This is a genomic window from Lysinibacillus sp. G4S2 (assembly GCF_030348505.1).
Classification (GTDB): Bacteria; Bacillota; Bacilli; order Bacillales_A; family Planococcaceae; genus Lysinibacillus.
Map to the genome: position 1 here is coordinate 2,927,371 of NZ_JAUCFJ010000002.1, position 22,625 is coordinate 2,949,995.

The following is a 22,625-nucleotide window of genomic DNA, read 5'->3' on the forward strand; positions in this document are numbered from 1 at the left end:
TCCGGTCGATATTAGGATAAGTATGGTAAATACTAAAAAATCAATTAACTAGAAAGGTGGAAATCTTTTATGATTACTACAAGAAATTCAACAGCAACTATGCAATATTTAATGACACGTAGATCCTATAAACAATATGGGCTCCCTCAACAAAACAGTAACGAAATTAACCGCACTTCTAAGAGTCAAGAAAGAATAAACAATGTGAATAAAATTATCGAAGAAAGTAAAACATCTAAACTCTCTACTAAACAGATTGAAACACTTAAAAGTGCTGCTAAGGATGGTTTATTAGGCTCTAGTACTACTAAATTAGGACCATGGGGGAAACACAACCTCCAAAAATTTTTATCAAACTCTAAGTACAATTCAACATTAAATGCTTATCGAAATTCAATATAAAATCATTAAAATCAAAACACCCTTTAACACTTTGGAGGTTTTTTTGAAATACAATTAAACTTACAAGGTATTACGTTTGGCGTTGTGCAATAAAAAAGCCCAGGCTCAAATTAATTGAGTACCTGGGGCTTTTTGTTGAAGTTTAGGTTAAAGTAAAGATATGAAATCTTTCATTAATAAGATAACACAACAACCTGAACAAAATCTGAACAATTATTATGCAGCTACAATTTTTGTTTTCTGCGCTAATTTTGCTACCTCTATTTTTCAGCTCCTTCTTTGGCTGCTTCGGCACCAGTGAATGTACCTGTTTTAACTCGTCATAACTTACCTTCTGGCTCAATGTAAGAAACCCAGCCAAAATGATGTTTTAGAACATCCGTTACATTTTCTGCTGTTTGATGTGTACTAGATGTGCCATTTTGGGTGCAAACATAATTTGCATCCCTGAAACCTTGATTCTATAAGCATTTAAAAGACTATCTAAATATATTGTGCTCATAAAGGTAATCATAGGAAAGATCGACGAACAAATACTCATGTTCGTTAATAGCAATCGAAAACGTTCTTGTAATTTCCCCTGTCTCAATATCTCGATAAAGCTCTGAAATTTCCCCGCTTTGATCGTTGCGCATTTTAATGATTGTTTGTAGGAAATATGGACGCCAGCTCCAGTTTTTATTAATAGCTCTAGGCTGCAATTCCCACTGTCCATCTATACGCATAACGTTTGGAGATAGTTGGAAGCCATCTTCATTACAAATATATAATCGGAATGAATAACTATCCAACAGCTGTGCCAAATGCTCTAAATGTGAGATGTTGTCACTAGAAGGTTTAACACGATGGACAATCGCTTCTAGCTCCTCTCTCAATTTTTTCAGCTCAAAATATTGCGCTTCAAGCATTTTCTTTTCAGATGTAATAAATTGCTGGCACTCCTCTTTAAATCGCTCCTTTAAAATATCCTTTTCTACAAATGTCATTGCAGGATTTGCTAAGTATCGTCCTTGATAGAAGCGCCCTCCATTTTTCCAGGCAAACTGTAATTGATAAACGGTTTCGATTCCTTCAAATAAGAGGTTTGCACCAATTTTATAAGCGAGGCTCCCTATTGCTGATATCATATCAGACTGTGCAGACCAAGAATCATAATTTAAATCTCGAATATTCACCTTTAAAATTTGTGGGGATAATAGAGCAATATGTTCTAAATGACTCTCCGCTCCCACTTCCTGAACGGCAATTTTCACACCAAATGTCGTAAAGTAACGTAGTGCATGGTGTAGCTTATGAATGTCACCTAGAAAACGATGTTCAGAAACAACTAATACAATACGATGTAACTCTTCTTCACTTATATATTGTTGAATAATATTAAAGTGACTTTCTCCGAAATCCTGCATCAGTATGTTCGGATTACTTGGAATATAAATATCAACATCCGGTGCAATCTCTCCTATTTTTTCTAATGCAGCATGTAGAATTTTATGTTCCATGTCAATACGGTACTCTTCTGGAATATCTTCATTATTTACAAAATCTTTTAAATTAATTTGTTGACCCTCGATTTGTAACTGTCCGGAAATTTCGTAGGCAATCACCGTATGCGCATCCGCGCTAAATATAGGTTGAAAATACCCATGTATTTGATCTAAATTTGTTAACACTTCAATTGCGTCCATTGTCGAAACCTCCATATCATGAATAACTCCATAACAGTTATTCAAGAATAGCATTACTTTCACAGCTCATTACATGAAAAAAAGCTCTCTGACTGTATATTAATTTGTTTAAAGTAAATTCGCAACTTCACTTGGCAATATTTGATGGAAATATCTGTTCTGAAAAGTTAGCCGTCCATTCATTTTTCACAGTTTTTCAGTAACCCTAAAGTCTAATACCTGAAATCATCCACTAATGTCAAATCACATTTTGCCGAAAATATACCATTAAATGATAATGCCGTCATCTAAAACTGCTTTTATCATGTACTGCTGTGTAAAAACGAAAAAAATTTCTTTATCACCATAATTTATGCAACAAACCGAAGTGAAAGCCGTGATAATTAGAGCTATTCATCCAATTTACTTAAAATATTCAGTCATTCACCCACTAATATAGATGATATTATTTTTGTACTGGCGTTTCCCCTTCTACTCATAGTAAAAAAGCAGTATTCCAAAGTATGAATTATACCCTTCCGGAATACTGCTCATGACTATTCTGACATAAAGAAATACCAAATAATCGCAATTGTAATTAAGGATAAGATTACAGCAAATGTAACACGAAGCGGTGAAATCGGAGCATCTCCACCTACATGACCCGTTTGTCCGTTCACCATAAATCGGTAAATTTTCTCCTTATAACGGAATGAAGAAAGCCAGATTGGTAACATAAGATATTTGTATGTAATATCATCATGTGTTGTAGAGAAACATAAATTGGATACAACATCTGCATTCTGTTCCCAACGGATTTTTGAAGTAATTTGTGCATTTAGATGATCATGTATTTCTCTCTTTGCTTGACCCCACCCGTCCTGTAAACCAATACTGTAGCGTTCTGATAAAAACCCAGCTACATATTCTGGTTTATAGGCTTTATTATCGAGTAAATTAAAAGGTTCTATTTTTCGCATCATATTCCGATCATAACGGGTTGTTGCACTTATTAAATGATCGTCAATAAATTCCTGATAAAAACCACTTGTGGAATACCAATCTGTTTCAGTTCGAGTATTTCCCTCTTTATCTGTAACTGTACGATGTCTACCGTAACTTGCGGAATACCTTGAGCTTGTTTTCGTATCAAAAGTCCAATAAGGAAGATAAACCCCTTTAAACGAATCAGGCTTTGCACTATCTTTTGCAGCTTTCGGGGTGAACCATTTTCCTTTAATCCATCGTTGGAAGCTTTCACCTGCTTGCTTATCTGTTATTTCAAATGCACATACCCCGTTCGGTGCTAGTGTATTTTCAGCACTAGCCTCCATAACCTGATTAGAACCACAATATGGGCAACTATCGGCTACCTGTAATGCATCATAAATCGTTTCTGCCGCACAGGATTTACAAATGACTGTTTTTTTCTCAACACCCCAGTCAAAATTCCCACGTTCTTCAGCATTTGCGAAAATCATTTCCTGGGCAACTTTTTCCTCTTGCTTTTCTGGGGCTGCAATTTCTGACTCATAGCCACAATAAGGACATGTTAGCTTTCCTGTTGCTGGATTAAATTCAATAGATGCACTACATGATGGACACTCAGCGTCAAAATCAAGCTTTACTTGTTTAACATTTTCAGCATCTTGCGTTGTCATCACTAGTTATCTCCTTACTTAACATCATTTTCATCAAACACATCGCCACACTCTGGACAGAATTTTGGTGGGTTTGCAGGATCTTCTGGCTGCCAACCACATTTATCGCACACGTATTGTAATGCTCCTAAAGGTTTTTTAGCACCACATTCGCTACAGAATTTACCAGTGTTTTCATGGCCACAAGCACATTTCCATGCACCAGAAGTCGTCGCTGTTTGTTGTTTCTGGGCTACCTGTTTATTTTGCTCATTCATTTGGTAAAGCTGTCCTGCATTAACACCGCCTGATTGAGCTGCCATGTTCATGCCCATAAACCCTGCCATTGCTCCGCCATCATTGTTTGCTGCTGCGATCATCGCTTCCGCCTGAGCACCCGTTAAATGAGCTGCAGCCATACCTGGATCACGCATTACGGCATTTCGTTGTAATTGTTTAATCATCGCCTCATCTTCTTCAGATGCTTTTAAAGAACTAATGCCAAATGATACAACCGCTAGACCACGAGTTGATAACCATTTTTCTGACAATACTTTATTGAGAGCATCCGCTAAAGCAACTGTATGTGCAGGAATTTCACTATAGCGTACTCCACTTGCTGAAATATGTGCGAAAGCTGGCTGTAACGCAGTCATTAACTCTGTTTTTAATTGGCTATCGATTGCGTCTCTTGTAAATTCACGCTCTACGTTTCCACAAACATTTGTATAAAATAATAATGGATCGACAATTTTATATGAATATTCGCCATGACAACGAATAGCAATATCAATATCTAGGCCTATGTTACGGTCTATAACTCGGAATGGAATCGGTGCTGGTGTTCCGTATTTATTGCCGACGATTTCTTTTTTATTAAAATAGTACACACGCTGATCCTTTGCAGGTTCTCCTCCAAATGTGAAGCGTTTACCAATTTGCTTGAATGTTTCCATAATACTTTCGGACAAATCATTGCCATACATAATCGAAGGCTCTGTTGATGTATCATAAACATACTCCCCAGACTCCGCAGAGAACTCCACTACTTTCCCTTGCTCGACAATCATCATACATTGACCTTCATTAATTGCAATAATAGAGCCATTACTAATAATATTGTCATTGCCTTTATTTGATCCTCGTTTAGAAGTACGTTTAACACCCTTTGCTACAAGAACATCTGATGAGAGTGACTCACAATAGAAATATTCACGCCATTGATCTTCTAGAACACCCGTTAATGCGCCAACTCCTGCTTTTAATAAACCCATAGTTATTCCCACCTTCAACTTATATACTTAACACTTATTTTATCATATCAATAATACCTCGACATCATTGCGTGAAGCTTTAGGTCCACACGACGTTGGTCACTCAGGCGTTTTCACAGGACGTGAAGTTCTTAGCCTGCGTTCTCTATTTCAGCGTGTGTTTGAACACTCGCTAAAAGAAGTTAGAAATAATCTAATCATTATGTAGTACGTACAATAAGGACAATTTGTTTCATTTTTTAGCCTTCTTTATAAAAAAAGAGATAGCTCCATAGGAACTACCTCAATCATAATTATAGTGGATCTTAGCGTTTCTTAAGAAAATGCAGAAATAGCAACAAGCACCCAGGCAATTATAAACAACAAACCGCCGATTGGTGTAATCGCTCCAAGCTTTTTCACACCTGTAACGGCTAATACATATAAACTGCCAGAGAAAAACACAATACCAGCAAACATTAAATAACCTGCCCAAGAAAGCATACTAGAAGCTCCTAAAAGAGCATCGCTAGATAAAATACCAAGTCCCAGTAAGCCTAATGAATGATACATATGATATTGCACCGCAGTTTCCCAAATGGCCGCATAATGTGGTGACGCAAATTTATCTTTTAGTGCATGTGCCCCAAAAGCACCTAGCACAACACCAAGACAAGCCATAATAGCCCCTAAAGCTAATAAAATTTCCATACTTCCGTCTCCTATTTCGTTTCACATGCGATTTCTTTGTATTTCGCATCCCAAGCCGGATCAATTTTACTTAGCGATACCGGACGTAACGTATCTTTATGGGCTAAAATATGTACTGACTGAGCAGTCGCAGCTATCGTTCCATCTTCATGTAAAATTTCATAGCCATATGTTGTACGTAAACGATCATGCTTTTCCACCCATGTACGCACAGTTGCTACTTGGCCATAATGCATAGCTGCCTTATAAGAAATGGATAAATCCATCACCGGCGATACATAACCATCTTTTTCTAACGCTGCATACTCAAAGCCTGCATCATTTACTAGCTGTGAGCGTCCAATCTCCATCCAAATGATGTAGTTTGCATGGTACACCACGCCCATTTGGTCGGTCTCAGCATATCGAATTTCTATTTGTTTCTCACTTACAAACATTTTCTTCACCTCGTCATTCATTATAGCGTAAAAATATTGATTTGGCGGGTTTTTGCTCTATTGATTTTTGTAAGGTGAAAAATAATGGTTCGATTAAGTGTGATGATTATTAGAAAAACAAATTTCATATATGTTTATCTCTATTCCATATAAACTCGTATAAAATCTTTTATTTGCTGTACTTTTGTAGAATCCATTTTGAGGATTATCTTCTTCTTACAATCGATATTTAACAACTCCCATGTATTCAACGTTTGCTTCTTTAGCTGCCATGATAGAACAACTACTATAAATGGTTATTTTAATTATTCTTCATTACACCTTCCTTTTCGTCCAAACAACTGTTTTCGATATGAATAAAATATGATATAGAATAGGAGGTGAATATAAAATGGCATCATTTGAAATTGGAGCGAGAAGTCTTTTCAATTTTCGAAACGAACGCTTTTTCCTATTAGTTGAAGATGAAGTTACAATTCCAGCTCAAGGTGTAGAGATTGATCCAGTTAATATCTATGAGATTGACCAACAAACTTTCAATTTTATTAGAAATGAAGGAGATACACCTGTGATTCGACCAGTTATTACTCTTCCACCTGTACCACCTGGATTTAAATTAGAACGAAAATGTATTTTTACAGTTGATAATGCATACTACGTAATTTATGATTTAGAAAATGGAACAGATAACAATGTTTTATTAAGAATCGGCGCAGCTTTATTTAACTCAATGAGAAATTCTGGTGTTCGTGAATGTATTCCTCAAGATTTTATTAATTAAATGAGAATTGTGATACATTACTCAATACTGGTTTTATAGTACAAAAAACAAGCGATCATACTCTGTAAAATTAAAGACAAGTGAATGTTATAAATCTGTAATATCAAGAGGTTGTCTTTAATGTCACACATTATATTAAATAATTAGTATACCACTTTTATATAGCGATGTACTTTTTGGGAATAAATGGGTTACAGTTTATTTTGAATTATTTAAATAGTAAAAAGAGACAGCTATTGCTGTCTCTTCCTCCTTTTCCATCATCTGATTCAAAATATTGTATCTACCCCTGAAGATAGTAGTACTAGAGAGCTTCATGTGTTTACCAATCGCTCGCATACTATCACCATTAAGTAGCCTATGAAGTATCTCCCTCTCACGATCTCCATGTACTAACGATATTCGCTTTTGCACCTCAGCAACCTTATATTCGTATTCACTGATGCGATGATTCATTGAATATACACGTCTTTGAACTTCATAAATACTGGATCGCTCGTACCACCACTTGCCTTTGGTAATGCCCTCAATACCATACATAGCAGTTTTCTGAGCTGTAGCGTGTGACGACGCTGCGGCTTTTTTTATATTACAATTTACATACTGGATTCTTCATTTTCTGACGTAACGTTATGCGTATCGTGTGACGTATCGTAATACGACTCGTAGACGATACTTACAGAATCATTTGGAATTCCTTCTCCAACCCATTGAATAAGTGAAGTGTCTTTCACTTCTTTTAATTCTGATCTCACGCAATCTAGGATTGGTTTACCTCCACGATTGAGGTTGTATTTGCCTCAGTTTTTAATAGCTATTTCACGAGTTTCCTCATTGTACTTAATAATCTTGTGGTGGTCCCTAAAGCGTTGATGCAAAGCACCAGCACTTTCCATTGAGTAACCCATATCAAAAGCAATTTTCTTTTTAGTAATTTGATAGATTCCAATTTGAGTTGTACTTTCATTTGTCAGCAAATACAGGAAGAAGTACTACGTTTTAAGAACAATGTCATGTGAGCGTGAGTTAAAGGTTTATATAGTTTAAATGTACCATCAGAATATCCATTTGCGATACCAGCTTTTACAATACTTTGAATTGTAGCTAGTTCAACGTGATTTCAAATTTGGAGTTCGGCGCGCCAGCAAATACAACCGTTCCGTTCTTCGGTAGTTTTACTTTGTTATTGCCGCTCACAACAGTAAAATTGACGCATACACCCTCCTCATCATACACTGCGAACGCACTCTTCTCTGGCAACGCCACGGTCATCGTTTTCCCTGCTGCCTCTTGCGGGATCGTAAACCATTTCGCATGCCCATTTGCTTGAAGCGTAACTTTGGATGATTGGCTTACATCCAGCGGTTTTACGTTGGATTCACTTACGTATAAATATCCGGACATCTCCATATATTCATCGCCGCCTTCTGTATAGAAACGGGCTTCCGACGTATCACGGCCACCCATCACAGGTATTTGGAGCTGATGCATCGCCGTGTTAGGGCCTGTAATTTTTCTGCTTTCCCAATAGCCCTCCATGCCTTCCTTACTATTAATTTGTTTGGTAGGCATCATTAAATATTGCATAGAACTAAATTTCTCGCTCACAAGATAGAAATTGACGCCTTCCCGCTTCGCCCATGCGGCAGCGGTTTCCTTCGATAGCGCGTTGTCTTCTAGTTTCTCGCCTAAATAGTAAGTCATCGCTTCTTGCCCTAAACCTGGCAGCGATATAAATGTGCTCTCCCTCAAATATGTTCGTCTATTCTTCTCAGTGACGAAGTTGAGCTTGGAGGTACCTTTCTCATTAATAAAGCTTCCATCCGCAGTATATACATATTTTTCTTCTGGATTAGATGGTAAAATCAGTTCACCATTCTTCGTAATTTCTATTTTGAATTGACTGAAACTATTGCCGTAAAAACCCGCTTTCTTTGCTACTTCATGAGGCATCTTGGCCTTGACCGGCTTACCAAAGGATTTGTTCGGCTTGATATCCTTAATTACGCCCTTCTCTTTAAGCGCAGCGAGCAGTATTTCAGTCGCCATCATTTGATTTGTAGTGCTGCTACCGCTGGATGACAACACAGCCACTGCCATCTTCTGCTCAGGAAGTACGACCAGTGATGCATGTTGCAGTGCCGTGTCTCCGCCTTTAGCCAAGCCCTTTATCCCATATTCACTGAATGGATATAGTTTCACACTATCCCAGCCAAGACCATAGTTGATAATATTATCTCCATCCCCAGGCCACATTCCTTTTTTATATTCCTCTTGCTCCATCGCCTTGACTGCCTTATCAGAGAGGATTCCTTTTCCCTGTCCCATGAATATTTGTGAGAATCGCACCATATCTTCTGCTGTGGAAGAGATTCCTCCCGTACCAATCACATTCACCGATTCAGCAGGAAGCTGCCCTTGGTACGTTGGAAAATAAAGTCCAGCCCGCTTATCGTCTTCCCATTTGTCCTGCGGCGTTTTCGTATGATTTAGCTTTAAGGGTTTTGTAAACCGTTGATGTATAAATTCGGTAAAGCTCATACCGCTGACTCTTTCCACCATAATCTCGGCTAGCGTAAAGCCATCGTTGCAGTATACCGAGAACGCGCCAGGATCCGCCTTCAATTGCTGGTTGGACAATTGCTGCAACAAGTTATCATGCGCATAGGTATCATTATCTTTAAATAAAAATGAACTACTAAGCGTACTACCTTGCAAGCCGGAGGAGTGGTTCAACAGCATACGTGGCGTAATGCTTTTGTAACGCTCGTCTTTCATCTTGAAATCAGGAACATAGTGGACGACAGGAACATCCAAATCGACTTTTCCTTCGTCGACCAATTTCATTACAGCCGCCGTTGCATACATTTTACTGACTGAACCAATCCCGTATAGGGTATCTTTGGTCAGCGGCTGTTTCCCATTCATATCGTTCTTGCCTGTCTGCCCCGACAAAATAAGTTTGCCATTATCAATTAACGCATACTGAACGCTAGTCGTCTCATAGGACTTCGTGAGTAGAGTAGCCTTCTCTGCCGCAATCTTTTTCAGTTCTTGACTAGCTAATTCTTGGCTAGCCACAACCGTAGTCTGATTGCTAGAAAACGCCATCGCCCCTGTTGGTAGGCTCATCGTTAACGCTAATGTTGCGGCTAACACCGCAGATAGTTTATTTTTCATAAAAGAATTGCCCCCTTGATTTCTAGATATACACTTCCTAAAACAATAATTAATGCCCCCACAAAAAAATTTTTTTGTTCACTTTAACATCCAGATTACCCCCTTAGGAAAGAAATATTTTCCATAAATAGAATATCAAAGTTTTATTAGCTCGTAAATACAATGATAGACTGATACCATACCGGGCTTAAGACTTATGGTTGATTATGACTAAGTAAATTAAAAAGACCAGATGCTCAATTTAGCACCTGGTCTTTTGTTTTGATGACTGATAAGTAATTTTTTCCACTTGTCTTTTAAAGGAGTTATATTTGAGTCTTTTGGAAATACAAACCTTTACCTACTGGTTGAACAGTTTCTAGTACAATGTCAACCATTGTTTCATTAACAAGAGTTCCTATTATCCAAGCTGATAAATCTTGTGCAGCAAAACAACCAGCAGCAGTAGAGATATTGCCTTCATTTACAAAACTTTGTTCAATGACATCTACATCAAATTGTTTTAGTTGATCTACTACAGATGGATATGTAGTTGCTTTTTTGCCTGTTAACAAATTTTTAGCTCCCAGTAGTAGAGCACCTGAACACATAGAGCCTATTAATTGTCTTTGGGGATCTAAAATAATTTTATCTAAATATTCTTGATTTTTATATAAGTCTTGTACACCCTTACCACTGGCAAAAATAACAGCGTCAGCAGAAGGGATCTCGGATATGTCTCCTGTCATTGGTATTCTCAAACCTGACATAGATATATGAGTTGTTTCTGTTCCTAATAGTTGGACATCCCATTCAGACATACCACCAACTAGACGTACACGATTTAATATATCCCATGGTAAAAAAACATCTATATCAGTGAAGTTATCGAAACAGACAATTGCAATTTTCATTCCCTATTCCTCCGTTATTTTAATATTAAAACATTTCTATTATATCAATAAAAAGGATAATCAAGGAAATTTAAAGTATTATGACTAACCGTTTCTATTACAACGTCTTTGATGAATCTTAATATATGCTCCTACCAAACGATCAATCGTTATGTTACCATCCTTTAAGTCATTCAATGTATTAAAGTGAATTATATTTTTTTACAACTAAAGGAATAGATATAACATATAAATCTATAGCATACGTAATAATCGTTATCCCTTTACCTTCTTCAGTAAATTTTGCTTGAAAAAACTTTTCCGAAACTTTTCTTTTTCCCCATTTTTTAGGTAACCATTCAAATCCTGAGAACATAAAAAATAATCTACCTTCTTTTCACTAAAATTGCAGCATAATTTAAAAGGACCATTAGTTCAAATTCGATTTCCAACTACTACACTGACTTGTGTATTTAAAACTAAGAAATTTCCCACAATCTTTTTACTTCCACCAATTCTTGCCCTTCGAATTCCATTCTGTATATATCTGGTTTCGTTGTTTGAAGTAAAAAGTTTAAATCGTATTTACTGTCATAATACCTCATCATTAAAGTCATAACAGCCCCATGCGTACCAATCACTACTTTCTGTCCTTGATATATGTTTACTATATCTTTTAAGACTTTTATAGCACGTTTCTGGCAGTCAGCATTAGACTCTCCTCCCTGTAAAGCAAAGTTTGAATCAGAAAATGACTTTTCTAATAAAGGAATTAAGTCCTTGTCAGACATTCGCGTATCTTTAGCATTAAAAATTCTCTCTTTAAGGTCTTCAAATACAATTACTTCTTTTTCAATTTGTTCTGCTACTTTCTGTACAGTTAGGATTGAACGACGATACGGGCTTGAAATAACAACATCAATGGCCTCTTTTTTTAATATATCAGTTATTCGATGAGCGTCTAATCTGCCTTTTTCAGTTAAATCTCTTGTTCTTTCATCCCCATATTTTGGAGAATCACCGTGTCGAACCAAATATATATATGTTCTCATAAAGCCTCCTATAGTTTTGGCTCATCACCATAACGTGTGGTTGATTTCCATTCCGACTTGGCGCTTTGTTGCTGTCGCTTCGCTTTCGCACAGATAAAACATTTGTTGCTGTCGCTTCGCTTTCGCACAGATAAAACATTTGTTGCTGTCGCTTCGCTTTCGCACAGATAAAACATTTGTTGCTGTCGCTACGCTTTCGCACAGATAAAACATTTGTTGCTGTCGCTACGCTTTCGCACAGATAAAACATTTGTCGCTGACGCTTCACTTTCGCACAGATAAAACATTTGTCGCTGTCGCACAGAGCAAGGCTTTCTGCGAGCGAGCATCGAGTAGCCCTACGCTACAAGCTCTTCATCATAACATGTGGTTGATTTCTTTGATAGAAAGAGCTTGTTTTTCGATAAAAGCCCAAATAGTTTCGATAAAATGAGATTTTGTTTCGATAAAAGCTCAAATAGTTTCGATAAAGGGCGATTTTGTTTCGATAAAAGCTCAAATAGTTTCGATAAAGGGCGATTTTGCTTCGATAAATCTTCAAAGTAGCCCTATAAAACCAACAAAAGTAGCTTTAGCGATTCTGTTTTGGGGCTCGACACTAAATAGTAACAAGAAAAACCCTTTCATCGATCAATAATAAACCTATTTTTTCCTAATCAACACGCCTGATCCAAAATATACGTCTTAACAAATGTCATCCACAACTTTTGGTGATGAGTCATAGTTTTACAGAATGAATTCCCCGTTCCTTACTACCAGTTTTAGTGCATATTTTACCATATACCTCTAAAAAGTATGGTTCCTTGACTGTATAGTTACTATACAGCTTATAGTGTGCATACACTTTTATAAATTTAGGAGGAACATCGATTATGTCAGAAAGTATCAAGTTAAGACCGTTAGAAAGAGAAGATTTAAAATATGTTCATAAATTAAATAATGATTCTAGAATCATGTCATATTGGTTTGAAGAACCGTATGAATCTTTTGTAGAACTACAAGATTTATTTGAAAAGCATATCCATAAACAAAGTGAAAGACGTTTTATAGTCGAAAAAGAAAAGGAAATTCTTGGATTAGTTGAATTAGTTGAAATTGACCTGATCCACCGTAATGCAGAATTTCAAATTATTATTGATCCTAATTCTCAAGGAAAAGGATATGCCTACGCTGCTACTATTTTGGCAATGAAATACGCCTTTCATATTTTAAATCTACACAAACTATATTTAATTGTTGATAAACAAAACGAAAAAGCCATTTACATTTATAAAAAAGCTGGATTTCATATTGAGGGAGAACTTAAAGAAGAATTTTTTACTGAAGGTAAATATCGAGACGCCCTTCGCATGTGTATATTCCAATATGAGTTTAATAACCAAATGTAGCTATACTCGCCCTTTTATGTATTGTAATTCTTATATGAAGAGGCATAACCAATTTTTAGCTGTAGCGTATTACTACGCTATGGCTTTTTTCATTCAGTCAAATTTCCTCAAAAAGTTTATAACCTCATTCAAACAAGGAGATGATTGCAACAATCCACGCTGCTATCACAAGTAATAAAAACCACCAGCCCATAAACTTTATAAACTTTTTTAAAATTGGTTTCTTTTTGAAATCATCTGAAAAGGAACTCATCTGTATAGCACCCTCAGGATGCTTCAACAGCATATAAGAAATACTGCCGAAAATTAAAGTAATCAATATTGCCACTATAAACATTTCCAATAGTCCCCCCTTCATATTAAGTTTCAATTGCGTTAAATCGGACTTTTTCAAACGCCTCTTAATCATAAATTGATTATGATTTTTTAGGATTCATCCATTAAAATCACTAAGTATTTCGACATTTATTTACTACGTTATTCCCCTTTCAATGCATGATCTTTCTGACATGATCTTCGAAGTGTTTGTTCATTTTCGTTAAAACTTTTCGAGTTTCCAAAAAAATACTTTTTTGGCTATCAGCTTATCTATTTTACTATTTTCTACTCTATAAATCTCCTTTTTTACGTTGAATAATTATTCTTTCACACCAATCGTCATTCCATTTTGTTGCAATGTAGCCTTAAGGATGCTTTGGGATTCGAGTTTTGAGTCTCGACATTTTGTAGTAGTTCATCTACTGTTACCCAATCATGGTCATGCACATATGCCTTCACAGCGTCTATTGTAAAAGAAAATTCGATTCCATCAATGTAGTTAATTCTTGAATGAAGACAATAAACACTACTAACAAATAAAGGTGCAATTTATGTAAGTAACTCGTCATTTTTTCATGCGTGTTCACTATCATGTTGATATTCTGAGAAATTATTAATTTCCTTTTACCTGTACGTTAGCATAATGGTTTATACTTTATATAAGATGAATTATGAATTCTACAAAAAAATGATGTGCGATTATCCTGTTTTTGAAACTTTTAGAGACTAAAAATAAAAAGTAAAGGTGGAAAAATCATGGGAAACTGTTGTGATAGTAGCCATAAAAAAATTATAAATGAAAACGCTATTGTATGTCCTTCTTGTAAAAATAAAGCTAAAAGCGTAAAACTAATGACGATTAAATCATTGATTAAACCAGCTGTATTAGAAACAATAAATGCTGTGGAAAATCACTATTTTTGTTCAACTACAGATTGTCATGTAGTTTATTTTGATTTGAGTAATAAGATGTACCATATTTCTGATATAAAGGTAGCTGTGCATCAAAAGGATGACTCATTACACACACCGATATGTTATTGTTTTGATTGGACTAAAGAAAAAATTAAACAATATGTTGAAAATGAACTCACGCCTAATCCCTTAGAACACATTCGTTCAAATATAAAAGAAAACCGTTGTGGATGCGAGGTAAACAACCCTCAAGGAAGTTGTTGTTTGGGGAATGTTACGAAATATATTAAAGGTTTAGCCTAAAAAGGAGTAATAAGGGGTCCTAAAAGCCTAAATAGGTTTTCAGGACCCTTTTATTGATCGTGGTACACTTTAATAATGTGTTAATGTTAACAATCAAAGGCATTTAGGAATAAACCATTCTAATACAAAAGTCTTTTCTTTAAACTTCGATAATGTAATATTGAAGTGAAAAAAAGAAAGATACCTAAAAAAACATATACTAGATTACTTGGAATGACTTTATATAATCCAGAGAACATTCCTCCGATTGCCATACCAGAATAACGGATGAAATTAAAAAGACCTAAAGCAGTTCCTCGATTTTGGCTGTATTCATTACTTATCATAGTTGAAAATAAAGGAGGTGAAAATCCCACTGTCATGCCATAGCCAAATAATAGGATAGCCAATCCAATAATTGTTTTAGTATGTAGTAAACCAAATAATATTACTTCTAAGGGCATTAAAAATAGAACAGCAATAAACAAGTCATTTAAAGGAATTCTTTTCTGTAATTTTTTGAATATTACACTTCCCAAAATCATACTAACGGTCAAGGGTAAGTATAATAAACCAATGATTTGCAACGGAACGTGATATTGATCGTTAAGCAATATCGGCAAGTAAACAAGAATAGAAAAATATACAAAGAATACAAAGAAACTGACGATCATTGTACTTACACCCATATAATTAGAAAAAACAGCAATATACGTTTTCAATAAGCTGCTTGTTTTACCTTGGTCATCTTTCCTTTCATTATCTGGAAGTCCGTAAATAATCAAAATAAATAATACTGCAGATATAACAAAGAGGAATAGGAAAATTCCTTGGTGGCCATAATATTGCCCAAGTAAACCTCCCAATATAGGTGAAATAGCTGGAGCGAGTGTAAGTAATATTTGATACGTTCCTATTGCACTGCCTCTTGCTTCGCCTTCAAATAATCGTGTAATCATATTTATCGTTACTAAAGGGATGATTCCAGCACCAATAGCTTGGACTATTCTAGCTATCAAAAAGAGCAGAAAATGATCTGCATATGCACAAAATATCGTAGAAATATTAATAAAAATAAAGCTAATCAATAATAATCTCTTTTGGTTTTTACTATCAATTACCGTCCCTAAACTGATTTGAATCATAGCAATAATAAAAATAAAACTGCTCACTGTGAAGTTTACCCAATTAATTGAGACGCTGAAAAAATCCCGAATAAGAGGAATAATCGGTGTATAAATGTTTTGATTTAAAGAGGCAAAAAAAGTGCTTATACTTAACAAATACAAAACAAATACTTTGTTTTGAGATATTCGTCTTGTCATATACATTCTCCTTAATTTTGCTTTATATTCTCAGTAACAGCGTTTAAAAACTTAATAATAGTCTCTAATTCGGCTATATTAAAATTATCTAAAATACTTAAATAGCTGTTTCTTGCTTGCTCATGTAATTGATTATGAATTAAAGCAAGCTTCTCTCCTGATTCTGTCAGAAGATAATAAACCTCTTTTTTATTTTCTCCTTGGTGCATTTTTGCAAGAATATTATGTTGTAACAACTTTTTAACGGCTTTTGTAATAGCTGGTTTAGATAGTTTTAAACTTTCAGAGAGAAAAGTATTATTAGCCCTCCCCTTTTCTTTAATTGTTGCAACGATATGTAATTGAGTAAGTGTCCAATCTAAAACTAACACTTCTTCTTGGCCTGCTTTATCTACTTTTCTCCTTTTTTGGGCTGCTTCTCTTTCTGTAATTAAATGTTGTAGAGACTCCAAAGCTTCTTCTTTTTTATTTATCTTATCCATTAGTTTCCACCAGACTTTTCTTAATATTTTTAAAACAAATCAATATTGTTAACCGGTTAACAACAACTATAATTTATTAATTTTCGTAAGTCAATAAAAATTGTTAACCGGTTAACATAAAAAGCGTTACCTATTACTAAAATATAAAATAGGCATTCTTCTTTTACTATGTACTTCTAGGCATAGTATTTGAAGGGTGGTCGACTTCTTGGGGGGCCTTGATATAAAAGTTTTTCGACAACAAAAAGTCACTCATTTTTATTGATGAGTGACTCAGACTATCGAAAAATGTCTTCTATATGAAAAGCTAATTACTATTGTTTATTCCCTTGAAAGCTTCAGTTTGCTCTTTAATTCCTTTTTCTGCAGCAAATCTTTCAATACTAGATGCACCAAAGAATCCAACAATTCCCTCTACTCTTTCAATAATATAAGCAGCATCTTTCGGTTCTGCAATTGGACCTCCATGGCAAATTGCTAATATATCAGGATTTACGGACTTACCAGCATTAATAATTTTTTGGATTCGATCGACACAATCATCTAAAGTTAATGCCGTTTGTGCACCAATAGTTCCTTTTGTTGTTAATCCCATATGCGCCACTAAGATATCTGCACCCGCTTCAGCCATTTTCTTTGCCTGTTCTTCATCGAAAACATAAGGAGTAGTAAACAAATCTAATTCATGTGCTTTTCTAATCATATCTACTTCTAAATCATAGCCCATTCCCGTTTCCTCCAGATTTTGACGAAAAACACCGTCAATTAAACCAACTGTGGGAAAGTTTTGAACGCCGCTAAACCCTTGATCTTTCAGTTGCTTTAAGAAAACTTCCATAACTTTAAAAGGATCTGTTCCATTAACACCGGCGAGTACTGGTGTATCTTTTACTACGGGTAATACCTCATTACCCATTTCAACAACAATTTGGTTAGCATCACCATAAGATAATAAACCAGCTAGGGAACCACGACCAGCCATTCTATAACGGCCTGAATTATAAACAATCAACATATCTGCTCCACCAGCTTCACTACTTTTAGCCGTAATTCCTGTACCAGCGCCAACACCTACAAGAATATGTCCATTATTAATTTCTTCTTTAAATCGATTCAATATAACTTGTCTCTGTAACATTTTAATTTTCCCTTTCTTTATTTTCTATTAATTCAATTAATGTTTTCGCTGCAGCTAGTGCAAACTCTTCACTATTTATATCCGCATTGATTTCAATCATTTCCACTTTACTTTGGTCAACATTTTCTCTTAAAGTATCAAATAACATACTGTCTTCCTCTAAACCGTAGAAAGGCTGACCTTCAACATCGAGACCTGATAGCCCTTTTAACGGTAACAATAACGCTGTGTAGCATTTAGCTAAAGATAATTTTTCAGCAATCACTTCACCTATTTGCTTGTTCTCTTCAACGGATGTGCGCATTAAAGTAACGGTTGGATTATGCTTATAAAATTTTCGTCCTTTAAATTTACTAGGGACAGAATCAAATGGACCAAAATTAACCATGTCGATCGCACCAACTGATACAACTTGAGGAATTTGATTTTTTGAAGCTGCTTCTAAACGATGAGGACCAGCTTTCAATACACCGCCAATTAATTCATCAGCCCATTCAGTAGTCGTAATATCAAGGACACCATCTAGAAATCCATTCGCTATTAAATTCTCCATTGTCCGACCACCAACACCTGTTGCATGAAAAATTAAAACTTCATATCCCCTAGCTTCTAAGAAATCTTTAGCCTGATTAATACAAGGTGTTGTCAGTCCAAACATAGTTGCAGCAATAAGAGGCTTTTTTTTCTCGATCGTTTTATTTTCAAAGTTAAGCATACCTGCTATCGCAAATACCGCATTTGTAAATATTTTAGTCGAAATCACATTTAAACCAGCAACGTCTACTACTGATGGCATCATAATTATGTCACTAGTACCTACATAGGGCTCTGTGTTACCGGAAGCGACTGTTGAAACCATTACTTTAGGAACACCAATTGGTAATTCTCTCATTCCAGCTGTTACGATAGACGACCCTCCAGTACCTCCAAAGGATAGTACGCCGTCAAATTTACCTTCTTCATACAATTTCGGCAAAAGCACTTCCATCCCTTTTGCAAGAACAGCGGTTGCAATTGCTCGGTCTCTTTTTGCTGCAATTACTTGTATATCTTCTCCAGCGGCAGCTGCTACTTCAGCATTGGTTACGTCGGGATTAAAAACTGGATTAAAAACACCTGTATGAATCGTGAAAGTATTGAAACCTAACGATTCCATCAACTCTTTTACATATAAATATTCTTGTCCTTTTGAATCAAATGTTCCAGCCAAGGCAATTGTTTTCACATCAACTCATCCCTTCTTAATTCTTTTTAAAATTAAAGAAAGCGGTACCATTTATTACTCAACTACATGATAACGTTTTCTTTTAGGAGAGTTAATGTGTTTTTGTTCTATAAAATTGTCTCTTCGTTATTTTTTATATAGTTTTTAGGTGACACACCTTTGTATTTTTTGAATATTTTACTAAATTGAGTGTAGTCAGGATAACCTACCATTTCAGCGATATTATTTAGTGGTAACTTTTCTAATTTTAATATTTCAATTGCGCGATTAAGCCGAAAATTAATAAGATATTGAGTAAATGATATACCCATTTCTTTTTTAAATAACGTACTTAAATAAGAACGAGATAAATTTAATAGTTCTGCCACTTCATTCAATGATATTTCATCCATATAATGTAAGCTTATATATTTCTTTGTAAAATTAATATAATCATCTTGACTTCCTAAGCCATCAGTAATTTTACCGATTAATTCATCAAACTGAAAATCATTCGTTTGCTTAAATGATTTCGTAATATGTATGAGAGTCTGTTCATTTGGAATCCTTTCAAAAACAGAACCTCCAATGTAACCCATAATAGTAGTATCATCATACATATATTGAACATCTATTGGTTTATTAACCGGACCTCCATAAATCATTTTAATAATGTTTGGATTCAGTTCATTACATTCATTAAATATATTGACCGCCATCCTTTTGGCAGCTTGTAAAGATAAAATCTTTTTAGCACCTAATGATCCACCATTCGTTAACCCTAAGTGAACACAAATAATATCTGCGCTCGCTTCCACCATACTTATTGCTTGCTCCTCGTTAAATACAAAGGCAACAGTAAACAGCCCTTTTTCACTAGCGATACGAATAGCCTCTACCTCTTTATCATATGTAATCCCTTGTTCCTCTAAAGCTTCTCTAAAAAGCCCATCAACTAGTCCAATACTTGGATAATTATTAATGCCCGCAAAGCCTTTTTTCTTAATTAAATCAATGTAGTCATGTAAATCAATTGTTGGATCTGTTGCACATAAACCAAAACAAACAGGAATTTTTTTTACCATAGGAATGATCTCTTTACATGCAAAATCCATTACAACATCATTACTATTGGCATACGGTAAAAAACCAGCTAATGAACTAACCCCCATTAATCTAAATCGACCTGAATTAAGAGCCAAAATAAAGTCAGCGCCACCTTGTTCTGCGTATTTAGCCGTCATTCCAGAACCAGCAGCAACACCTAATATATATCTATTTTTATTAATTTGTTTTTTTAAATAATTTTTGATTGCATTCTTTTTATTTTGCTTATCCCCCATATCGTCTACACCTCTACTAAATTTTACATCGTTTAGATTCAGTTAATAAACCATTCTGCTCATTTAAAGTAATTTTCACATTACATTCACTCTATTTTAACCTCGTCCTAAAATGTTGACCGGGTTAAACACGTTAACTTCACCTTCCTATTCAAATGAATGGCTTTGGCAAAATAAAAAGTCAACTCGAAAAAAAATGAATTGACTTTTTTATAACTAAGTAGATTATTCAGTTTTTACTAATTTCAAAACAGCTAAATCATATATTCTAAATATAAACTTGATTGTAAACAGTACTTCTATCAACAATTGAAATAAAAATCCATTGCGTTTTGATAAAGAATTTTTTCCGCCGACGTTGCATCAAATAATTCTTTAATCAGTTCAATATCTGCATAAGCAAAAGGCCTTTTTGCTCGTGTTGACGGCAAGTCTGTGCCAAACATTAACGCCTCTGGATTGGCAGCATAAATGGATTTTAAAGCATTTTCTACATTGAGCTCCACTCGACCAAAACCTGTCGCCTTTACTCGTACACCTTTTTCTACGAGCCGCAACAAATGAGGCAAGCCTTCCTCGGAGAGCCCTAAATGATCAATCGAAATCGCCGGTAATTTTTCAATCGTTGGTGCGATTTCAGGCAAATCTTTAGCGTCTATATATAGTTCACTATGCCAACCAGCTAAATCATATACACGTCTCGTAAAATAATCGAGCTTCGATAAATCTTCGGAGCCGCCACGCTTCACATTGAATCTTAGTGCGCGTACCCCTTTTTTATGTAAATCAATTATCTCATCATCTGTTACCGAAAATGGTAGTTGCGTAACACCACAAAATGCAGATCCCATTTTCTCTAAAGCGTTCACTAAATAACCTTGGTCAAAACCTTGGAAAGAACCTGATACGATTGCACCACCTACAATATTATAAGTCGCTGTATCTTTTTGGTAATCTTCTACAACATAGCTGGGTGGTACATATCCTTGATTTTCTGTAATAGGAAAATCAAAATCAATAATGTGAAAGTGTGCATCAAAAATTCTCATCTTTCCGCCTCCTTTCTTTTAAGTTATCAAACGTTGAACATAAAGAAAATTTATGATTTTTTATGCAACACCATAAGTTTTTCTTATCAATTAAAATATAGGAGTCGTTAAAGTCTTGCAAAAAATTCCCTCCACAAATGTCGTGAGCCAAAATATAAATCCTTATAAGAAATACCTTAAAGTATTACTTCCAGATGTCATTAGCGCTATAAAACCTGCAACCATAATCCATATTGCAAAGCACAAATAATTGCTTATTCCCGCCGTATTCATTACAAAAATCTTACATTTCTCTTAGCTCTTTCTGATTTTGTGTTACCGTTCTTCACTTTACATCGCATCCTCGTTTTCAATATTACGAATACCTCGAAATGCAATTATTACTCCAACTGCTGCAAGCCCTATTTGTAGTGGAATGAAGGCCGCCAATGGAATTTCTGGGTTATAATAACAAGCAATTGCCACCACGAGTAGGGAAGAACAAATAGTGGCCGGAACAGAATGGTTACGCATCCCAAAATACAATGGAATTAAACTTATTCCTGTTGAGGCGATAGCAAAAGGAATCATGTTTATGACTTCACCTATAAACTGATTTGTAGTTAATGTAAATGGAACGATAGGAAAATAACTATTGATGATTGAAAATAGACCTGCAACAATGATATTAGACAACATCAAAGTAATTAACGTTATGAATGCTATCAGTGTCAGTTTACTAGCGATCAGTTTCTTACGACTAACAGGATAAGAGAACAAAATCAAAATTGTTTTATTTTTATATTCTTCAATGACTAGTTTCGCAATCAATACAGAGGCAAATACAATAAACGTTGCCCTCACGCTTACACCAATCAGTACATAAACATCTTGATACGTTGAAATGGGTATATCCCCCTCGCTCTGTGCAATGTAAATAACGAAACATACTATTGCTGTTAAAATGATATTCGCGATAATCGCACCTTTTACATACCAACCTAAGTTAAATTTCTTCATTTCCAGCTTTAGTAAATGCACCATAGCATCATCTCTCCTCTTCAGTTTTTAACCTATTGCATGACTTCAGCCCTCTGGATTCTAAAAAGCAATAGGTTTCACCTTTCTTCATACTACATAGTGACAACTAAAACGCCCCCCTTTCATGTACTATAATTGTACGAATCGATCATCTCTTTTTTCTTACTCA

At 35.3% G+C, this 22,625-nt stretch carries 24 protein-coding genes and 1 pseudogene; 4 read left to right on the forward strand and 21 right to left on the reverse strand.

All coding sequences use genetic code 11. The features are described from left to right. Positions 1–69: 69 nt before the first annotated feature. Positions 70–402: a hypothetical protein gene (locus QUF91_RS15100; RefSeq protein WP_289418324.1), complete on the forward strand. Its 333-nt coding sequence runs from the start codon at positions 70–72 to the stop codon at positions 400–402. Positions 403–881: 479 nt separating this feature from the next. Here the strand turns inward: QUF91_RS15100 and QUF91_RS15105 are convergent, their stop codons facing one another. The 5 genes from QUF91_RS15105 to QUF91_RS15125 form a co-directional block, all read right to left on the reverse strand. After that, positions 882–2,087, reverse strand: coding sequence for an EAL domain-containing protein (locus QUF91_RS15105; protein ID WP_285397765.1), 1,206 nt, complete (start codon positions 2,085–2,087; stop codon positions 882–884). A gap of 536 nt (positions 2,088–2,623) precedes the next feature. Then, positions 2,624–3,727: a TFIIB-type zinc ribbon-containing protein gene (locus tag QUF91_RS15110; protein ID WP_289418326.1), complete on the reverse strand. Its 1,104-nt coding sequence runs from the start codon at positions 3,725–3,727 to the stop codon at positions 2,624–2,626. A gap of 14 nt (positions 3,728–3,741) precedes the next feature. Next, entirely contained in the window at positions 3,742–4,980 is a 1,239-nt protein-coding gene (locus QUF91_RS15115) for an SPFH domain-containing protein (protein ID WP_289418327.1), read from the reverse strand. A 315-nt stretch (positions 4,981–5,295) separates the two neighbouring features. Next, the gene (locus QUF91_RS15120; protein WP_285397762.1) at positions 5,296–5,670 is read right to left on the reverse strand and encodes a DUF423 domain-containing protein; all 375 of its coding nucleotides are present in this window, start codon (positions 5,668–5,670) and stop codon (positions 5,296–5,298) included. Between the two features lie 11 nt (positions 5,671–5,681). Further along, positions 5,682–6,107, reverse strand: a complete 426-nt coding sequence (locus QUF91_RS15125) for an acyl-CoA thioesterase (protein ID WP_068984419.1) — start codon at positions 6,105–6,107, stop codon at positions 5,682–5,684. Positions 6,108–6,498: 391 nt separating this feature from the next. Between QUF91_RS15125 and QUF91_RS15130 the strand changes: the two genes are divergently transcribed. Then, complete coding sequence (locus QUF91_RS15130; protein ID WP_285397761.1) at positions 6,499–6,888, forward strand: spore coat protein; 390 nt, start codon at positions 6,499–6,501, stop codon at positions 6,886–6,888. A 198-nt stretch (positions 6,889–7,086) separates the two neighbouring features. On the opposite strand, the gene QUF91_RS15135 is transcribed toward QUF91_RS15130, so the two are convergent. The 8 genes and pseudogenes from QUF91_RS15135 to QUF91_RS15170 all read right to left on the reverse strand — a co-directional run bounded on the left by QUF91_RS15135 (position 7,087) and on the right by QUF91_RS15170 (position 12,321). Next, positions 7,087–7,428 (reverse strand): LuxR C-terminal-related transcriptional regulator, encoded by a 342-nt coding sequence (locus QUF91_RS15135; RefSeq protein ID WP_353957850.1) that lies wholly within the window; start codon positions 7,426–7,428, stop codon positions 7,087–7,089. Between the two features lie 169 nt (positions 7,429–7,597). Then, positions 7,598–7,880 (reverse strand): annotated as a pseudogene (locus QUF91_RS15140) (replication protein); the annotation flags it as partial. Between the two features lie 112 nt (positions 7,881–7,992). Then, entirely contained in the window at positions 7,993–10,068 is a 2,076-nt protein-coding gene (locus QUF91_RS15145) for a serine hydrolase domain-containing protein (RefSeq protein ID WP_289418328.1), read from the reverse strand. A gap of 305 nt (positions 10,069–10,373) precedes the next feature. After that, positions 10,374–10,961, reverse strand: a complete 588-nt coding sequence (locus tag QUF91_RS15150; RefSeq protein WP_285397759.1) for a DJ-1/PfpI family protein — start codon at positions 10,959–10,961, stop codon at positions 10,374–10,376. Between the two features lie 181 nt (positions 10,962–11,142). Next, positions 11,143–11,316 (reverse strand): hypothetical protein, encoded by a 174-nt coding sequence (locus QUF91_RS15155; RefSeq protein WP_289418330.1) that lies wholly within the window; start codon positions 11,314–11,316, stop codon positions 11,143–11,145. A gap of 103 nt (positions 11,317–11,419) precedes the next feature. Continuing rightward, positions 11,420–11,992, reverse strand: a complete 573-nt coding sequence (locus QUF91_RS15160) for a histidine phosphatase family protein (RefSeq protein WP_289418331.1) — start codon at positions 11,990–11,992, stop codon at positions 11,420–11,422. Positions 11,993–12,016: 24 nt separating this feature from the next. Continuing rightward, a complete protein-coding gene (locus tag QUF91_RS15165; RefSeq protein WP_289418332.1) occupies positions 12,017–12,205 on the reverse strand; it encodes a hypothetical protein in 189 nt (62 codons plus the stop codon). Further along, positions 12,181–12,321 carry a hypothetical protein gene (locus QUF91_RS15170; RefSeq protein WP_289418333.1) on the reverse strand — a complete coding sequence of 47 codons (141 nt, stop codon included), beginning with the start codon at positions 12,319–12,321 and terminating at the stop codon, positions 12,181–12,183. The genes QUF91_RS15165 and QUF91_RS15170 overlap by 25 nt, the downstream gene beginning before the upstream one ends. A gap of 543 nt (positions 12,322–12,864) precedes the next feature. Between QUF91_RS15170 and speG the strand changes: the two genes are divergently transcribed. Then, positions 12,865–13,380, forward strand: a complete 516-nt coding sequence (gene speG, locus QUF91_RS15175) for a spermidine N1-acetyltransferase (RefSeq protein WP_285397256.1) — start codon at positions 12,865–12,867, stop codon at positions 13,378–13,380. 124 nt (positions 13,381–13,504) lie between these two features. On the opposite strand, the gene QUF91_RS15180 is transcribed toward speG, so the two are convergent. After that, entirely contained in the window at positions 13,505–13,723 is a 219-nt protein-coding gene (locus QUF91_RS15180; RefSeq protein ID WP_285397257.1) for a hypothetical protein, read from the reverse strand. A gap of 731 nt (positions 13,724–14,454) precedes the next feature. Between QUF91_RS15180 and QUF91_RS15185 the strand changes: the two genes are divergently transcribed. After that, a complete protein-coding gene (locus QUF91_RS15185) occupies positions 14,455–14,916 on the forward strand; it encodes a putative iron-sulfur cluster-binding metallochaperone (protein WP_285397258.1) in 462 nt (153 codons plus the stop codon). Between the two features lie 119 nt (positions 14,917–15,035). On the opposite strand, the gene QUF91_RS15190 is transcribed toward QUF91_RS15185, so the two are convergent. The 7 genes from QUF91_RS15190 to QUF91_RS15220 all read right to left on the reverse strand — a co-directional run bounded on the left by QUF91_RS15190 (position 15,036) and on the right by QUF91_RS15220 (position 22,459). Further along, the gene (locus tag QUF91_RS15190) at positions 15,036–16,220 is read right to left on the reverse strand and encodes an MFS transporter (RefSeq protein ID WP_289418335.1); all 1,185 of its coding nucleotides are present in this window, start codon (positions 16,218–16,220) and stop codon (positions 15,036–15,038) included. 11 nt (positions 16,221–16,231) lie between these two features. Next, positions 16,232–16,702 carry a MarR family transcriptional regulator gene (locus QUF91_RS15195; protein ID WP_285397260.1) on the reverse strand — a complete coding sequence of 157 codons (471 nt, stop codon included), beginning with the start codon at positions 16,700–16,702 and terminating at the stop codon, positions 16,232–16,234. 307 nt (positions 16,703–17,009) lie between these two features. Then, on the reverse strand, positions 17,010–17,840 hold the full coding sequence (locus QUF91_RS15200) for a phosphoenolpyruvate hydrolase family protein (RefSeq protein WP_285397261.1): 831 nt from the start codon (positions 17,838–17,840) through the stop codon (positions 17,010–17,012). Position 17,841: 1 nt separating this feature from the next. Continuing rightward, positions 17,842–19,065: a Tm-1-like ATP-binding domain-containing protein gene (locus QUF91_RS15205; protein WP_289418337.1), complete on the reverse strand. Its 1,224-nt coding sequence runs from the start codon at positions 19,063–19,065 to the stop codon at positions 17,842–17,844. A gap of 107 nt (positions 19,066–19,172) precedes the next feature. Continuing rightward, positions 19,173–20,387: a phosphoenolpyruvate hydrolase family protein gene (locus QUF91_RS15210; RefSeq protein ID WP_289418339.1), complete on the reverse strand. Its 1,215-nt coding sequence runs from the start codon at positions 20,385–20,387 to the stop codon at positions 19,173–19,175. A gap of 302 nt (positions 20,388–20,689) precedes the next feature. Further along, positions 20,690–21,436, reverse strand: coding sequence for an amidohydrolase family protein (locus QUF91_RS15215; protein ID WP_285397264.1), 747 nt, complete (start codon positions 21,434–21,436; stop codon positions 20,690–20,692). A 330-nt stretch (positions 21,437–21,766) separates the two neighbouring features. Then, a complete protein-coding gene (locus QUF91_RS15220) occupies positions 21,767–22,459 on the reverse strand; it encodes an ABC transporter permease (RefSeq protein ID WP_289418341.1) in 693 nt (230 codons plus the stop codon). Positions 22,460–22,625: the final 166 nt, after the last annotated feature.

Bases quoted from the DNA above. Each gene is read 5' to 3' on its own strand.
- QUF91_RS15165 (WP_289418332.1), bottom strand. From the start codon at position 12,205: ATGTTTTATCTGTGCGAAAGCGTAGCGACAGCAACAAATGTTTTATCT.
- QUF91_RS15195 (WP_285397260.1), bottom strand. From the start codon at position 16,702: ATGGATAAGATAAATAAAAAAGAAGAAGCTTTGGAGTCTCTACAACAT.
- QUF91_RS15115 (WP_289418327.1), bottom strand. From the start codon at position 4,980: ATGGGTTTATTAAAAGCAGGAGTTGGCGCATTAACGGGTGTTCTAGAA.
- speG (WP_285397256.1), top strand. From the start codon at position 12,865: ATGTCAGAAAGTATCAAGTTAAGACCGTTAGAAAGAGAAGATTTAAAA.
- QUF91_RS15130 (WP_285397761.1), top strand. From the start codon at position 6,499: ATGGCATCATTTGAAATTGGAGCGAGAAGTCTTTTCAATTTTCGAAAC.
- QUF91_RS15220 (WP_289418341.1), bottom strand. From the start codon at position 22,459: ATGGTGCATTTACTAAAGCTGGAAATGAAGAAATTTAACTTAGGTTGG.
- QUF91_RS15170 (WP_289418333.1), bottom strand. From the start codon at position 12,321: ATGCTCGCTCGCAGAAAGCCTTGCTCTGTGCGACAGCGACAAATGTTT.
- QUF91_RS15185 (WP_285397258.1), top strand. From the start codon at position 14,455: ATGGGAAACTGTTGTGATAGTAGCCATAAAAAAATTATAAATGAAAAC.
- QUF91_RS15120 (WP_285397762.1), bottom strand. From the start codon at position 5,670: ATGGAAATTTTATTAGCTTTAGGGGCTATTATGGCTTGTCTTGGTGTT.
- QUF91_RS15110 (WP_289418326.1), bottom strand. From the start codon at position 3,727: ATGACAACGCAAGATGCTGAAAATGTTAAACAAGTAAAGCTTGATTTT.
- QUF91_RS15105 (WP_285397765.1), bottom strand. From the start codon at position 2,087: ATGGACGCAATTGAAGTGTTAACAAATTTAGATCAAATACATGGGTAT.
- QUF91_RS15155 (WP_289418330.1), bottom strand. From the start codon at position 11,316: ATGTTCTCAGGATTTGAATGGTTACCTAAAAAATGGGGAAAAAGAAAA.
- QUF91_RS15190 (WP_289418335.1), bottom strand. From the start codon at position 16,220: ATGACAAGACGAATATCTCAAAACAAAGTATTTGTTTTGTATTTGTTA.
- QUF91_RS15145 (WP_289418328.1), bottom strand. From the start codon at position 10,068: ATGAAAAATAAACTATCTGCGGTGTTAGCCGCAACATTAGCGTTAACG.
- QUF91_RS15150 (WP_285397759.1), bottom strand. From the start codon at position 10,961: ATGAAAATTGCAATTGTCTGTTTCGATAACTTCACTGATATAGATGTT.
- QUF91_RS15200 (WP_285397261.1), bottom strand. From the start codon at position 17,840: ATGTTACAGAGACAAGTTATATTGAATCGATTTAAAGAAGAAATTAAT.
- QUF91_RS15210 (WP_289418339.1), bottom strand. From the start codon at position 20,387: ATGGGGGATAAGCAAAATAAAAAGAATGCAATCAAAAATTATTTAAAA.
- QUF91_RS15160 (WP_289418331.1), bottom strand. From the start codon at position 11,992: ATGAGAACATATATATATTTGGTTCGACACGGTGATTCTCCAAAATAT.
- QUF91_RS15125 (WP_068984419.1), bottom strand. From the start codon at position 6,107: ATGTTTGTAAGTGAGAAACAAATAGAAATTCGATATGCTGAGACCGAC.
- QUF91_RS15100 (WP_289418324.1), top strand. From the start codon at position 70: ATGATTACTACAAGAAATTCAACAGCAACTATGCAATATTTAATGACA.
- QUF91_RS15135 (WP_353957850.1), bottom strand. From the start codon at position 7,428: ATGTATGGTATTGAGGGCATTACCAAAGGCAAGTGGTGGTACGAGCGA.
- QUF91_RS15215 (WP_285397264.1), bottom strand. From the start codon at position 21,436: ATGAGAATTTTTGATGCACACTTTCACATTATTGATTTTGATTTTCCT.